The following is a 13380-nucleotide window of genomic DNA, read 5'->3' as shown; positions in this document are numbered from 1 at the left end:
AAACAGACGATTGCTTGCTGTTTTATTTTAGGAAACTTTTTCTCACTTAAAACGTAGTATTTATATCGACTGAAAAGAGGTGACTTTTTTGAATACGTATGAAGAAAAAGTGTTACGAGAAGCTGAACATTGGAAATTTAGCATGTTGAAACGACCTTCTAAATTTCAGCGTACCGCAAAATCCTTACAGCTTAAACTAAATGAAAAAATCCCTGCTAAAGTCCATAGAATTATAACTGAAAGTATAAAAAAAATGGTTGAAACCACGCTTGTTGGGTCCGATTTCACGACTAAAAAAAGAGATGTCAGCGGTCTTTCGTTTGAAGAAAAAGAGAAAAGAATTTTGGAGCTCATACCTAAGTACAAAAAAACAGCTGCTGTAGAAGGAGCTGGTACTGGTGCAGGCGGTCTCCTTTTAGGCGCAGCAGATTTCCCACTTCTTCTTTCCATAAAAATGAAGTGCTTATTTGACATTGCCGCGACGTATGGTTTTGATGTAAAAGAAAAAGAAGAACGCATTTATATGCTGTATATTTTTCATCTTGCCTTTTGCAGCGACGACCATAGAACGAAGCTGCTCGAAGTAGTAGAAAGCTGGGAGGAAAAGAAAGAGGAACTTCTTGAGCTTGATTGGAAAGCTTTTCAACAAGAATATCGCGATTACATTGATGTTGTGAAAATGTTTCAGCTGATGCCGGGAATTGGAGCTGTTGTAGGTGCGTATGCGAATTATCAGCTTCTTGATCATCTCACAAAAGTAGCGATGAACGTCTATCGCTTTCGGATATTATCTTCGTCTCAAAAGTAGTCTAAAAACGTAAAAAAAGCTCCATTCGGAGCTTTTTTTACGTTAATTTTTTATTTACATATGCATTTACAAATAAGTGAATAAATATAGCACCTGCTGCCAAGGAAAGCAGTGCAGCAACTATATTAGAAAAAGCCACCACTATGGCGAGCACAAGAATTTGTACATACAGCGCTTTTTTCCATACGTCCAAAAATGCCCTTTTTCGTTCTTTAGCTTCGACTGGATAAAGAGAAAGCCATAAAATTTGCTTGTGCTGCTTCCAAAGCGGGAGTAATTGAAAACCCGTCATGTATACAACAAATAAAACAACCACTATATTGCCGTATTGAAACGGCGCAGCTACAATTAAAAATCCGCCAATGACAGTTAAGCGAACGAGCAAGCTTAAATAATCTCCTGATCGCAAAAATGTTCTGGTGTACAAGTAATGGTAAGTGGCATTTTGACGAAATGGAATACGTGTTACTAGCCAATCTAAATATCTACGGCGTTTGATTCGTTCTTTGACTTGTGGAACATCCGTAAATAAATTAGCTAATCGATAAAAATAGCCCATGCGCTTTTCTTCTAAGTCAATTAGCTTTTCCCATTTAATCGGCTTCCTTTTTGTAAGAGAGCGATAATAAACGGCTAGCGCAATCATAATTACCGCTACAATTCCTGTGAAAAATACGTATGCATGCGAAAATAAGAAATAAGTAAAAACTGCGTTTAAGAAAAATCTGACGATATAATCTGTCCACTTCGCCCACTTTTCTTCAAACCATACGGCCCACCAAGACATGCCTAAGTTTACAACTTTCAGAATGAGTAATAGCAGAAAAAACACAAAAATATTTGAGTAAGAATCATGCATTACTTTTACGTGAAGAGGCGCTGCTGCACCCGTTGCAAATAATAAAATATAAAGCTGAATCGTAAAGGTAAACCAAAAAGATTTTTTGAAATAAGGCTGCAGCTTCGTCTCCAAAGGAAGCAAAAAGACTAAATCAGGTCGTTTTAAAAACGTTTGAATTTGGCCCATTGTTAAAATCAATCCCATAAGGATCGCAATCACTACAGCCGAAGGAAACGCAGGTGTTAATGTACTCAACCACTGTTGATAATAGTAGGCCAAGCCGCCAATCGCAAAAATTAACACTAATTTAATGTGGTCATTTAAGATATATTTTGTATATCTTCTTACATCCACTAAATACTGCTGAAATCGTTGCTTCCATAATGCGTCAATCTTACTCATAGCCTTCTTCCTTTGTTAATTCAATATAAATTTCATCAAGAGTAGCATTGCGCATCTGAAATTCTTCTTGAAGATCTTTAAGCGTTCCTTGCGCTCTTACTTCTCCGTTATGTAAAATAACAAATTTATCACAGTAGCGCTCCGCGGTCGCCAAAATGTGTGTGGACATTAAAATGCCTGCACCTTGCTTTTTCATATCCATCATCAAATCAAGTAAGGATTGAATACCAAGCGGGTCTAAACCTAAAAAAGGTTCATCAATAATATAAAGAGACGGCTGAACCAAAAAAGCGCACATAATCATAACCTTCTGCTTCATCCCTTTTGAAAAATGCGCGGGAAACCATTTTAACTTCCGGTCTAAACGAAATTCTTTTAAAAGCGGCTGCAGACGTGCTTCATATGCTTGAGGCTCAAGTCCATAAGCCATAGCTGTCATATCCAAATGTTCTTTTAATGTTAATTCATCGTAGAGCACAGGAGTTTCTGGAATAAACGTAAACTGACTTCGATAGCCTGTTGGGTCTTGTTGAAAGGTTTTATTATTAATGGATACACTTCCTTTTTTTGCTTCCATTAATCCAATGATATGTTTAATCGTTGTACTTTTTCCGGCTCCGTTTAAGCCGATTAACCCAACTAATTCACCTGCATTTACATCAAACGATACATTTTTTAAGACGGGAGTTTTCGTATATCCCCCTGTAATATTGTTAATTTGCAATAAAGAACCCATCACGATCTCCTTTTATTTGTTCTTTTTTGTCTACAAGCGCAAGCGCTATTTGCTCTATTGTACCAAATCTTTTTCGTCCTCACATCGTTTTCAATTCTTTTCGGTTAATTTTTCCAGAATATAATCGAAATATCGGGACATTCTATATAGGGAAGAAGGAAAACAAGTTATTGATTACAACTAATCATTACAAAGCTTCTTACATTTGGGATGAGGTGTCTACAGCAGGCATATTTCAGAAAACCTTATTGTAAATCGATGTATGTTTGATTCATAAGGGGATGGTAGTCATGAACGTAGTAAGAATATATATAATGGGTAGACAATAATGTTCATTTATTACTGTGTAAATGAGGTGTTTGTCAAAGACCAAGAACGATTTCGTTCACATTGTATATTTTTTTAGCTCAATGCTTAAATGAGGTGTTTGTTAAAGAGAATATACTTTTTCAATTGACTGTTTCATTAGGCAATGTAATTACGTAAATGAGGTGTTCCTTAAAGATCATATGCTGCATTAAAAGCTGTTTTTTCCTTCTTCACATGACGGGATGCATAATCGTTTGCATCCCGTTTTTGTGTATAAAATATGAGTGGCTATTTCTTGCCTGCTGATTGCATTTCTACTTTGTGGTAAAATAAACGTACATGTATACCCATACATTTATATTAGTAACGGAAGGTGAACATAATGAGCACACATGATGAAAACTGTATTTTTTGCAAAATTATTCGCGGTGAAATTCCAGGTGCAAAAGTATTTGAAAACGAACATGTATTAGCTTTTTTAGACATTAGTCAAGTAACAAAAGGTCATACGCTGGTGATTCCAAAAGTACATAAAAAAGACATTCACGAACTAACACCGGAAATTGCGCGCAATTTATTTGAAGTGGTTCCTCAAATCGCAAATGCAATTAAAGAAACATACAGCCCAATCGGCTTAAACATCTTAAATAATAATGGTGAAAAAGCTGGTCAATCCGTGTTTCATTATCATATGCACATTATTCCACGCTACGGGGAAGGCGATGGATTCGGTGCTGTATGGAAAGAGCATACAAGCGAATACACGCCTGAAAAACTTCAAGAAATCGCTGGCAATATTTCTTCTCGCCTTTCTTGAAACAAAAAAAGCTTACACATGTAAGCTTTTTTTGTTTTATCTATTAATCAGTTTATGATGTAAAACTCAATACGTCTCTCGCTCATTATGAACCATTTTCTGCCTTAACTTCTAAATTCATACGCTCTTCAATCAATTTTGTTAATGCTCTTGATCCTTCAGGTACCAAGTGGACACCATCTGATGTAAAGTATTCAGGGTGCTTAGAAGCCTCAGAGTACCAATCTACAAGCGTGACGTGATCAAACTTTTCAGAAGCAGCTTTCAAGTTCTTGTTCACGGTGCTTTCCCAGGAACGAGGAACGCGCGTATTCACTAAGTAAACGTCCGCTTGTGAAAAAGCTTTTAACAGTTGTTCAAGTTCTTCATTGGTAAAATAACCGTTCGTTCCTAACTCAATAATCACTGCGCTGTTCGGATTATTAAATGCTTGATAACTAGGAGTTAGCTGCAGTGCTTCATTGAGCTGCCTTCCTACTTTTCCGTCAATCGTAATACTAAGCGGCATCTCTTTAAGATTAGGAGCAATATCCAGCATGACCGAATCTCCAATCGCAAGAACATCTCTGTAAGAATTCGGCTGCTGTTCTTCTTTTGCATCAGATTTTTCTTCTGCGGAGTTCTTTTCTGCGTTCTTTGTTTTTTCATCCTCCGCTTTGTTCTTGTCTTTGACAGAAGTTGAAGCATTTTCTTTATGATTCGTTTGAATTTTAACCTCTGTTTGTTTTGCTTCGGTCTCATCCTTTTGCTGCGTACTAATAGCAAAGCTTGTCATATCCGCTGTAAACAACGCCAAAAAGAAAATGAGACTGCCCAAAACCGCTTGTCTCGAACGAGAGAGATTACGCCATTTAAAAAGCTCTCTCGGATGGTAATGCCGGAAATAATAGCGAAAACCGCGTGTGCGAATAGGCACCTCGATGTAACGGTACGAAAGTTCAGCAATGATAAATGTAATTCCTACTTGTAACAGCGCATGCCAATAGACCGGGCGGCCAATCTCGGCTACAGGTGTTGTAAGAACAATAACCGGATAATGCCACAAATAGATACCGTATGATCTAGTACCAAGCCAGCGAAGCGGTTTAAACGACAAAGCTTTTCCTAAAAAACTACTAGGGTGACTAATCGTTGCAACCAGCACAGCAGCGTTTAAACAAATCAGCAGCATGCCGCCTTGATAAAGAAAAGATGCATGCGTATACTCATCAACGCTCCATACGCAGAGAATAAATACAAAGAAGCTTACCATACTTACTGCGTTTAATACTTGCTTGCCCACAGCTGGAAGATTTTTTGATGATAAACGATACATCGGCCAGACAAATGCAAGTAAACAACCGATTAAAAGGGCAAACAGCCGAGTATCGGTTCCATAATAAATGCGGCTAGGATCTCCTCCTGGCTCATATAAAAAAGACATCAGAATGGCTGAGGCCATTACTCCAGCTAAAATAAATAGAGAAAGAATTCCTCTCTTTTTAATAAATTTCAAACCCAACAATAAAACAAGTGGCCATACAATATAAAACTGCTCTTCAATAGCAAGTGACCATAAGTTTTTTAATGGTGACGGTGATCCAAAACTATCAAAATATGAAACTTTATGAAAAATAAACCACCAGTTACTCATATAAAAAATAGACGATAATGCATCGCCTCGTAGCGTTGTTAACAATGGTCGATTAAATAAAATAACCCACGCTGCAGTTAATACGACCATCACATACACAGCTGGAAGAAGTCTTCTCGTACGGCTAATCCAAAAATGCTTCAAATTCTTTAAAGGATTTTCCCAAGATTGCACCAGTAAAATTGAGGTAATTAAATACCCAGATAATACAAAGAAAACGTCAACTCCTAAAAATCCTCCAGACGCCCATCCAAAGCCTAAGTGATAAGCAATCACAGCCATGACAGCAAAGGCCCGAAGTCCGTCCAAACTATATATATACCTATTTTTCTTTTCTTTTGCACTCATAAAAATGCCTCCAAGCAATATGTACAACAAATTTCTTTCTCAATAAATATTAAGAATATTACGTAATTGTTACATTTTTGTTACAAAAATCATTATATACAATATTATTACTTTCTTCAATATATCACTTACTGAAAATCAAAGAATAAGTAAAAAGAAACAAATTCACTATCTATCTTATTCATAAATTACTAATTTAGTAGTAGTCATATCGATTCTATCTGCATGCCACTAAACCCTACACGTTTCTTTCACCTTACCCGTTTTAAAAATAGAAAAACTTCACACAAATGGTGAAGTTTCTAAGGTGTCTTTAGCATATCGACGTGTGGGAGTCCTTCATCTGAATAAATATCGGAAATAGGTCTAAAACCAAACGATTCATAAAATGTTTGAAGTCTGCTTTGAGCTTGAATTTTAATTGTCTTCTCGTGCAATTCATTCTCTAGAAAAGCAATTCCTCTTGCTACTAGTTCTCTTCCGAGACCTGTACCGCGCTGTGCTTGTTTTACAATAATACGTCCAAGAGAAGCTTCTTTATAGCTAATTCCTTTTGGTAAAACTCTAAGGTATGCGATAATTTTCTCATCTTCTTTTTTGAACAAATGATAAGCAAATTTGTCTTTTCCATCTACTTCTAAGTAAGCACACTTCTGTTCCACAACAAAAATAGAGGTGCGAAGCTGTAGAATTTCATAAAGCTCATCGTTTGTCAGCTCTTGAAATGATTTTATGCACCAACTCATGATCTGCTCACCTTTTCTTATTGTTCTTTTTCAATTAAATTCAGCGTACGTTCAAGCCAATTGATATAGCTTGTCTCCCGGTCTTGAGCGCGAGATAGCACCAAGTAATGACCAAATTGAGGAGAAGAAACGGTAATGTGGTGATTAACTTCTTCTAAAAGATCATCCATTCGTTTCTTTAAAAAAGTCAGCTTCATTTTCCTGCTTGATAATTGGTTATCTATTTGTTGCTTTAACTCTTCTATTGACATGGATGAAGCAAAATAAGCTTTTAACATAAATTCATCTTTAGTTGTTTCAGGAATAGGATCAATCGTAGTGAGCCACTTGCTTAGCTCGACTCTTCCTTCTTCCGTTATCGAATACATCTTTTTTTCTAATTTTTTGCCTTGAATCACGGTTTCATAGCGAATAAATCCCTCTTCTGTTAATCGCTTTAGCTCGGGATAAATCTGGCTGTGTTTAGCGCTCCAAAAATTACCAACCTCTTCTTTAAAAAGTCTGGTAATGTCATACCCGCTGAGCTCCTCCTGATTTAAGAGCCCTAATATTGCATATTTTAATACTCTCATTCTGTTCCTCCACATTATTTCTTCCATCAGTATAGCATATAAACATTTCATTTACATGTTTGCCAAAACATGTTTACGTATACTTTTTATTTATCTTTTTTCTATTATTTTCTCTTTACAGATTAATTTAAATTTTTGAAAAGTTACCTCCACAACTAAGAGTTTTCATGATAGTATAATGATATTCTTTCTGACATCAGTCATTAGCCATTTTGTATGATGAGTGTTCGAACTAATTTGAGGAGGAATTAATGTGATTACGTTAAACAGAGCTTATAATTTTAATGCAGGTCCATCTGCGCTTCCCCTACCTGTCTTACAACTTGCTCAAGAGGAGCTAGTTAACTTCAAAAATACAGGTATGTCTGTGATGGAATTATCACATCGCAGCAAAGAGTTTGAAGATGTATTAACACATGCTAAAGAAACACTAACGGAATTGCTTAATATTCCAGATACACATGAAATTTTATTCCTGCAGGGCGGAGCAAGCCTGCAATTCTCTATGATTCCAATGAACTTTTTAGCTCCTGATCAAGTCGGGGCATATGTGCTAACGGGATCATGGTCGGAAAAAGCGTTAAAAGAAGCAAAGAAACTTGGAAAAACAGCAGTTGTTGCTTCTACTAAAGAAGAGAACTACCGCTCTATTCCAGCTTTAGATGATATAAAGCTTCCAAAAGAAGAGATTGGGTACTTGCATATCACGTCCAATAATACCATTTTTGGTACACAATGGGCTGACTATCCTTCTATTGAAGGAGTAGACTTAATTGCTGACATGTCAAGCGACATTCTTTGCCGTCAAATTGATGTATCTAAGTTCTCACTCATTTATGCTGGTGCTCAGAAAAACCTCGGACCATCTGGTGTAACAGTTGTCATTTTGAAGAAAGAATTGCTTAAACGTATCCCTGAAGGTTTACCAACAATGCTGAACTATGAGACTCACGTAAAGAGCAATTCTCTTTACAACACTCCTCCAACGTTTGGTATTTATATGCTTTCACTTGTTTTAGATTGGATTAAAGAACAAGGGGGCGTTAAAGCCATTGAAGCTCAAAATCATAAAAAAGCTAAGTTACTCTACGCAAGCATGGAACGTTCAAACGATTTCTATACTCCTCACGCTACAGAGGAAAGCCGTTCAATTATGAATGTCACGTTTACTTTACCAAACGATGAGCTAACGGCTGAGTTTTTACAGCAAGCAAAAGAAAAAGGCTTTGTAGGATTAGCTGGACACCGTTCAATCGGCGGATGCCGCGCTTCTATTTACAATGCTGTGCCGCTTGAAGCGTGTGAAGCTCTTGCCGTCTTTATGGATGAATTTGCGCAGGCAAACGCGTAATTGGCAGAATTAGCTGATTCTTTTTTCACATAAATATGTTATAATCAGTATGTAAATATATGCAATGGGCATAGACGCACTATTGGTATATTTCGAGCTTAGCTTAGAAGAGGAGAGATGAGAAATGAATACAAAAGTTTTAGTTTCTTTAGCGTTATTAGTCGGAATTGGAGCGGTTCTCCACACGGTGGTAACTCCTATTTTATTTGGAATGAAGCCAGATATGATGTTAACAATGATGTTTTTAGCAATCCTGTTGTTTCCTAGCGTAAAAAATGTTGCATTGGTTAGCTTAACCACAGCAGTTATTTCTGCTTTAACAACAAGCTTTCCTGGCGGACAAATTGCAAACTTGATTGATAAACCAATTACAGCATTTGTTTTCTTTGCATTATTTATGCTTGTGAAAAAAGCAACAGGCATGAAAACACCAGTTGCCGCTGCTTTAACAGCTGTTGGCACGCTCGTATCAGGAACCGTATTCTTGTCAGCTGCCGCGCTAATCGTCGGCTTACCGGGCGGAAACAGCGTCATGGCGCTTGTTGCTGCAGTTGTATTACCTGCAACAGTAGTGAATACAATCGTTATGGTCGTTATTTATCCAATTGTTCAATCCGTTCTAAAACGCACAAGCATCAAAGCAAAATTATCGTAACGTCAAGAGCCTGATTTAGTTAAGAATCAGGCTCTTTTTTTACACCAAAAGCTAAGGCCCGCCAAAGCGTGGCGGACCTTTAGATAAAACGGTTCATTTATAGTATGTTGCTGATCTTTTAGAGACAGTCTAAAGTCCGGCTCTTAACTTGTTGTTTAAAAAGAAATGATACAGGATGCTTTTCACTTAAATTTCATTTGCAGCTCATACAATAGGTATGAAGACTTACTATGTAATAAAGGTTTAAGTTCCCCATCCTAGGTTACATAATAAAGTATAAGCGCCAATAAAAAACTCGCAAAAGCCACTGTCGCACATGTAAGAGACTTTTGTTTAAGCACATGTTTAGGTGGATATGATGCCGTTCTAGTCGTAAGGCTAAACCATTTAAAGGCAGCCAGAAAAAAACTCAGGCTAATCATCAAAAGAATGAATAAAGCTATCCCATGTTGATAACCTCCTTCTTTTGTATAAATCTATGCTATTTTTTTATGATTATGTCAGAAGGAAGTGTTAGCAATTACTTTACTACATAGGAGGAAATAAATAATGAGTAGAATGAAAAAACTAGCAGCTGGAGCAGCAATCGGAAGCACCGTAGCCGCTATTACAACGCTTCTTATTACTCCATATTCAGGACGAGAACTTAAACAGCGTGTCAGTTCTCGAAAAGACCGAGTTAACGCTTCACAACAAGAGCTCTCAACAAAAATAAAAGCTATTTCTCAACAAGTACAAATGACCGCCAGAGAAGGAAATACTATAGTGAAAAATATCGCAAGTGACCTTTCTACTACCCTTGGTCAGTTTAAAGAAGAAATTGTCCCTCATAAGGAATCCATTCAGCATCATTTGAAAGAAATCCAAAATTCTTTGTCAAACCTAGAGGAACATGTACAGACAACTAAAAATCCCAATGAAAAAATTGACAAAAAAGAAGGTTAAAGCGCCTTCTTTTTTAATTTTTTAAAATTTTGTAAATTTACATCTTTATAATTTTTTATTTTATTGGCATAATAGAAGATAAATAAAAAAAGAGACTAAGTAGGTGGGAGAAGATGAAAAAGACTAGTGATCAGGATTACAGTTTGAAAGAAGCACTTCTATTTAGCCAACGTATTGCCCAATTAAGTAAAGCCCTTTGGAAAACCGTAGAGAAGGATTGGCAGCAATGGATTAAGCCTTATGACCTTAATATTAACGAGCATCATATTTTGTGGATTTCATATCATTTAAACGGGGCTTCCATTTCCGAAATTGCCAAGTTTGGAGTTATGCATGTTTCTACTGCATTTAACTTCTCCAAAAAACTAGAAGAACGAGGTTTACTTGAGTTTTCTAAAAAAGAAAGCGACAAGCGAAATACGTACATTCAGCTGACAGATAAAGGCGAGGCCATTTTACTGGATTTAATGGAACATTACGAGCCTTCTAATAATTCAGTATTCAGCGGCGCACTTCCGTTGCGCGACTTGTACGGCAAATTCCCTGAGTTTATGGAACTAATGACCGTCATCCGCAAAATTTACGGTGAAGATTTTATGGATATCTTCGAGCGATCTTTCCATCATATCGAAGAAGAATTCACTGAAGAAGATGGCAAGCTTGTCAAGAAAGATAAAGAGAACCACCAGGAGACTATTTCAAACTCTTAATGGTTAGTCCCTTATCCATTGAATAATTTCAAAAAATTCATTCATCACATCTTGATAAGAAGGTTGATAACGAAGCGATTCGACCGTCTCTCTGGGAGTTAATTTATAATTCAGCATACCAACAAATTGTGTAAGAAGCGGAACAAAGTCTGTTAGGCCTTCCGCTTTTTGCTCAATATATTCGCTTTTTGTATCTTCACACAGAATTAAAATTTCCTCTACTTCCTTCTTTGTAAGCTGATTTCTTACCACTAAATCAATAAATGGTTTAGCTTCTTGTTCAGATGTCCCAGATAACAGTTTTATGTAATATTCTAAACGTGATACTCGAGATTCTAAAGTTTCCATCCGCTTCCCCTACTCCTTCAACGTTCATATATCTCTACTCCATATTGTACATGATTCATTCATGTTCTTCCAAATAATTCTTTCTTCGTCAATCACATTTCCTGTTTGAGTAGCACCGTATAAAGATTTTCATATACTGATTATGTACTCACTGCATATATTAATATAAATCCCTCTGTCCTTTTTAACAATCCTTTTGCACAATGGCTGATTGTTACTCATTTCTTATCCATTCACTTTGCTATTTCGTTTAAAACCTATTTCTCAACTTCTTAACTACCCTTTATAAAATAAAAACCGCATTTCTGTGTAAATACCTTTTGAAATTCTTTGCTCAACTGTATATATAACTATCTATTTTACCGCTTTTTTGGTAATGTTAATATAGATATTTGTAAATTCATACAAAGCTGTACTATATAAATGACTATAAGACTTTTTGTCTTCGTCACACTGATTTTGTTAGGGGGATTTTTATGTACATATTCTTTATTGTATTTGCACTATTCATTTTATTCTACATCAATGCACTAACAAATACATTGTGTATTCAAAAAGAAATTCCAGCTGAAAAACAGCCTAAAGTTTTTCGTACGATTAATGTATTAATTACCATTTTATTAGTTTCATCTTATATTGAAGTATCATTTACATAAAAAACGGTGAGATGTCTCACCGCTTTTTTATAGGCTTAGCAAAAACAGCTAGCGCCGATGATAACTAATAAGATGAATAATACGACTAATAGAGCAAATCCACTGCCGTATCCGCATCCGTAAGAACCCATATCTATCGCCCCTTTCCTTTTATATTCACCTGTTTCCTAGTGGTAACATGCACAACCAACAATGACTAATAAGATAAACAGTACAACTAATAGTGCAAAACCGCCTCCATATCCGCATCCGCTCATTTGAGCACCCCCTTTGTTTACTAATACTGCATCTTATGCATCAGCTCAAAAAACGTCTAGGCTTTTAGCCCAAACTCCATAATTTATTTCTCTTGCTTCTCGTTTGGAGATTACTCTGTGAGTTTGTCCACCATTTTGAAAACGCTTTATAAAAAAGCCATCATAAGCGTATAATCACTCCATGCTTAGTGGAAAATAAATGTAAATTTACGTGGTTTTAACTTCATTTGCTAACATCAGGAAATGTGATATAGTAAATCTTGAGTCAAGCTACATAAGTAAAAATGATGAGTAGGAGTGTTTACGTATGAAAAAAAGCTTAGTTGCACTAACAACGGCAGCCAGCCTCGTTGCTTTATCAGCATGCAGTGGGGGAAATGATGCTTCAAATGCAAACGATTCTTCAAAAGTAATTGTAGAAACAAAAGCAGGCAATATCACTCAAGGTGATTTGTATAAGCAAATGAAAGATACAATCGGACAAGACCAATTTAATACACTCGTACGAAGCGTTACCGAAGAAAAAGTATTGAGTAAAAAATATAAAGTAACGGATAAAGAGCTTGATCAGCAGCTGAACATTCTAAGAGAACAATACGGTGATCAGGTGGATTCAGTTATTAAGCAAAAAGGCGAAAAAGAAGTCAAAGATATGCTAAAAGTTGATATTCTCCGTGAAAAAGCTGCTACAGCAGGCATTAAGGTATCGGACAAAGAACTGAAAAAAGCTTATGATGAATATAAAGCTCAAAAACCTCAAATTCGCGCAAGTCATATTTTAGTAAAAGACGAAAAGACAGCAAACGAAGTAGAAGCGAAAATCAAAAAAGGCGAAGACTTTGCTAGTCTGGCAAAAGAATATTCAACGGATCAGCAGTCTGCAGCTAACGGCGGCGATTTAGGCTACTTCAGTGAAGGCCAAATGGTTAAAGAATTTGAAGAAGCGGCTTACAAGCTGAAAAAAGGTGAAGTAAGTAAACCAATCAAAACAGAATACGGCTACCATATCATTAAACTAGTCGATAAAAAGAAAGTAGAATCGTTTGAGAAAAAGAAACCTGAACTTGAGCAGCAAATCAAACGTTCAAAAGTAGATCAAGCAGAAGCGAACAAGAAGATTCAAAAAGAGCTTGATAAAGCAAAAGTGGAAGTCAAAGATAAAAATGTAAAACCAATTTTCGAAGAAGGTGCGACAGATAGTCAATCTGGCGTAGAAACTCCTCAGCAGTAATGCTAAGAGCCTGTC

Annotated in this window: 16 protein-coding genes; 8 read left to right on the top strand and 8 right to left on the bottom strand. The window is 36.4% G+C overall.

Annotated elements, in window-relative coordinates:
* Positions 1-88 precede the first annotated feature (88 nt).
* Entirely contained in the window at positions 89-808 is a 720-nt protein-coding gene (locus tag ACNHOZ_RS23590) for an EcsC family protein (protein WP_028412549.1), read from the top strand.
* Between the two features lie 37 nt (positions 809-845).
* Here the strand turns inward: ACNHOZ_RS23590 and ACNHOZ_RS23585 are convergent, their stop codons facing one another.
* Both ACNHOZ_RS23585 and ACNHOZ_RS23580 read right to left on the bottom strand, forming a co-directional pair.
* Complete coding sequence (locus ACNHOZ_RS23585) at positions 846-2051, bottom strand: ABC transporter permease (RefSeq protein WP_047751679.1); 1206 nt, start codon at positions 2049-2051, stop codon at positions 846-848.
* Positions 2044-2787 (bottom strand): ABC transporter ATP-binding protein, encoded by a 744-nt coding sequence (locus tag ACNHOZ_RS23580; protein WP_255899062.1) that lies wholly within the window; start codon positions 2785-2787, stop codon positions 2044-2046. Before ACNHOZ_RS23580 ends, ACNHOZ_RS23585 begins: the two co-directional genes overlap by 8 nt.
* Before the next feature lie 691 nt (positions 2788-3478).
* Here ACNHOZ_RS23580 and ACNHOZ_RS23575 point away from each other — a divergent pair.
* Complete coding sequence (locus ACNHOZ_RS23575) at positions 3479-3913, top strand: HIT family protein (protein WP_014461670.1); 435 nt, start codon at positions 3479-3481, stop codon at positions 3911-3913.
* A gap of 85 nt (positions 3914-3998) precedes the next feature.
* Here ACNHOZ_RS23575 and ACNHOZ_RS23570 read toward each other — a convergent pair whose 3' ends face one another.
* From ACNHOZ_RS23570 to ACNHOZ_RS23560, 3 genes are all read right to left on the bottom strand, one after another.
* Complete coding sequence (locus ACNHOZ_RS23570; protein WP_049162858.1) at positions 3999-5894, bottom strand: acyltransferase family protein; 1896 nt, start codon at positions 5892-5894, stop codon at positions 3999-4001.
* Between the two features lie 302 nt (positions 5895-6196).
* The gene (locus ACNHOZ_RS23565; protein ID WP_034267989.1) at positions 6197-6640 is read right to left on the bottom strand and encodes a GNAT family N-acetyltransferase; all 444 of its coding nucleotides are present in this window, start codon (positions 6638-6640) and stop codon (positions 6197-6199) included.
* A gap of 17 nt (positions 6641-6657) precedes the next feature.
* The gene (locus tag ACNHOZ_RS23560) at positions 6658-7212 is read right to left on the bottom strand and encodes a PadR family transcriptional regulator (protein ID WP_028412553.1); all 555 of its coding nucleotides are present in this window, start codon (positions 7210-7212) and stop codon (positions 6658-6660) included.
* A 253-nt stretch (positions 7213-7465) separates the two neighbouring features.
* Between ACNHOZ_RS23560 and serC the strand changes: the two genes are divergently transcribed.
* The 4 genes from serC (at position 7466) to ACNHOZ_RS23540 (ending at position 10873) form a co-directional block, all read left to right on the top strand.
* On the top strand, positions 7466-8563 hold the full coding sequence (serC, locus tag ACNHOZ_RS23555; RefSeq protein WP_255899054.1) for a 3-phosphoserine/phosphohydroxythreonine transaminase: 1098 nt from the start codon (positions 7466-7468) through the stop codon (positions 8561-8563).
* 124 nt (positions 8564-8687) lie between these two features.
* Positions 8688-9218, top strand: a complete 531-nt coding sequence (locus ACNHOZ_RS23550) for a tryptophan transporter (RefSeq protein WP_447697297.1) — start codon at positions 8688-8690, stop codon at positions 9216-9218.
* A gap of 549 nt (positions 9219-9767) precedes the next feature.
* On the top strand, positions 9768-10163 hold the full coding sequence (locus ACNHOZ_RS23545; protein WP_447697296.1) for a YtxH domain-containing protein: 396 nt from the start codon (positions 9768-9770) through the stop codon (positions 10161-10163).
* Positions 10164-10276: 113 nt separating this feature from the next.
* Positions 10277-10873, top strand: a complete 597-nt coding sequence (locus ACNHOZ_RS23540; RefSeq protein ID WP_014461677.1) for an HTH-type transcriptional regulator Hpr — start codon at positions 10277-10279, stop codon at positions 10871-10873.
* Between the two features lie 3 nt (positions 10874-10876).
* Here the strand turns inward: ACNHOZ_RS23540 and ACNHOZ_RS23535 are convergent, their stop codons facing one another.
* On the bottom strand, positions 10877-11221 hold the full coding sequence (locus ACNHOZ_RS23535; protein ID WP_033580648.1) for a DUF1878 family protein: 345 nt from the start codon (positions 11219-11221) through the stop codon (positions 10877-10879).
* A gap of 476 nt (positions 11222-11697) precedes the next feature.
* Between ACNHOZ_RS23535 and ACNHOZ_RS23530 the strand changes: the two genes are divergently transcribed.
* Positions 11698-11877 carry a hypothetical protein gene (locus ACNHOZ_RS23530; RefSeq protein ID WP_013055312.1) on the top strand — a complete coding sequence of 60 codons (180 nt, stop codon included), beginning with the start codon at positions 11698-11700 and terminating at the stop codon, positions 11875-11877.
* Between the two features lie 35 nt (positions 11878-11912).
* Here the strand turns inward: ACNHOZ_RS23530 and ACNHOZ_RS23525 are convergent, their stop codons facing one another.
* Together ACNHOZ_RS23525 and ACNHOZ_RS23520 are read right to left on the bottom strand one after the other, a co-directional pair.
* The gene (locus tag ACNHOZ_RS23525) at positions 11913-12008 is read right to left on the bottom strand and encodes a YjcZ family sporulation protein (RefSeq protein WP_016762974.1); all 96 of its coding nucleotides are present in this window, start codon (positions 12006-12008) and stop codon (positions 11913-11915) included.
* A 36-nt stretch (positions 12009-12044) separates the two neighbouring features.
* Positions 12045-12134, bottom strand: a complete 90-nt coding sequence (locus ACNHOZ_RS23520; RefSeq protein ID WP_074682953.1) for a YjcZ family sporulation protein — start codon at positions 12132-12134, stop codon at positions 12045-12047.
* 307 nt (positions 12135-12441) lie between these two features.
* Between ACNHOZ_RS23520 and ACNHOZ_RS23515 the strand changes: the two genes are divergently transcribed.
* A complete protein-coding gene (locus ACNHOZ_RS23515; RefSeq protein ID WP_255899042.1) occupies positions 12442-13365 on the top strand; it encodes a peptidylprolyl isomerase in 924 nt (307 codons plus the stop codon).
* Positions 13366-13380 lie beyond the last annotated feature (15 nt).

The sequence above is a fragment of the Priestia sp. D51 genome (assembly GCF_053345675.1).
This window is presented reverse-complemented; position numbering and strand designations above follow the sequence as displayed.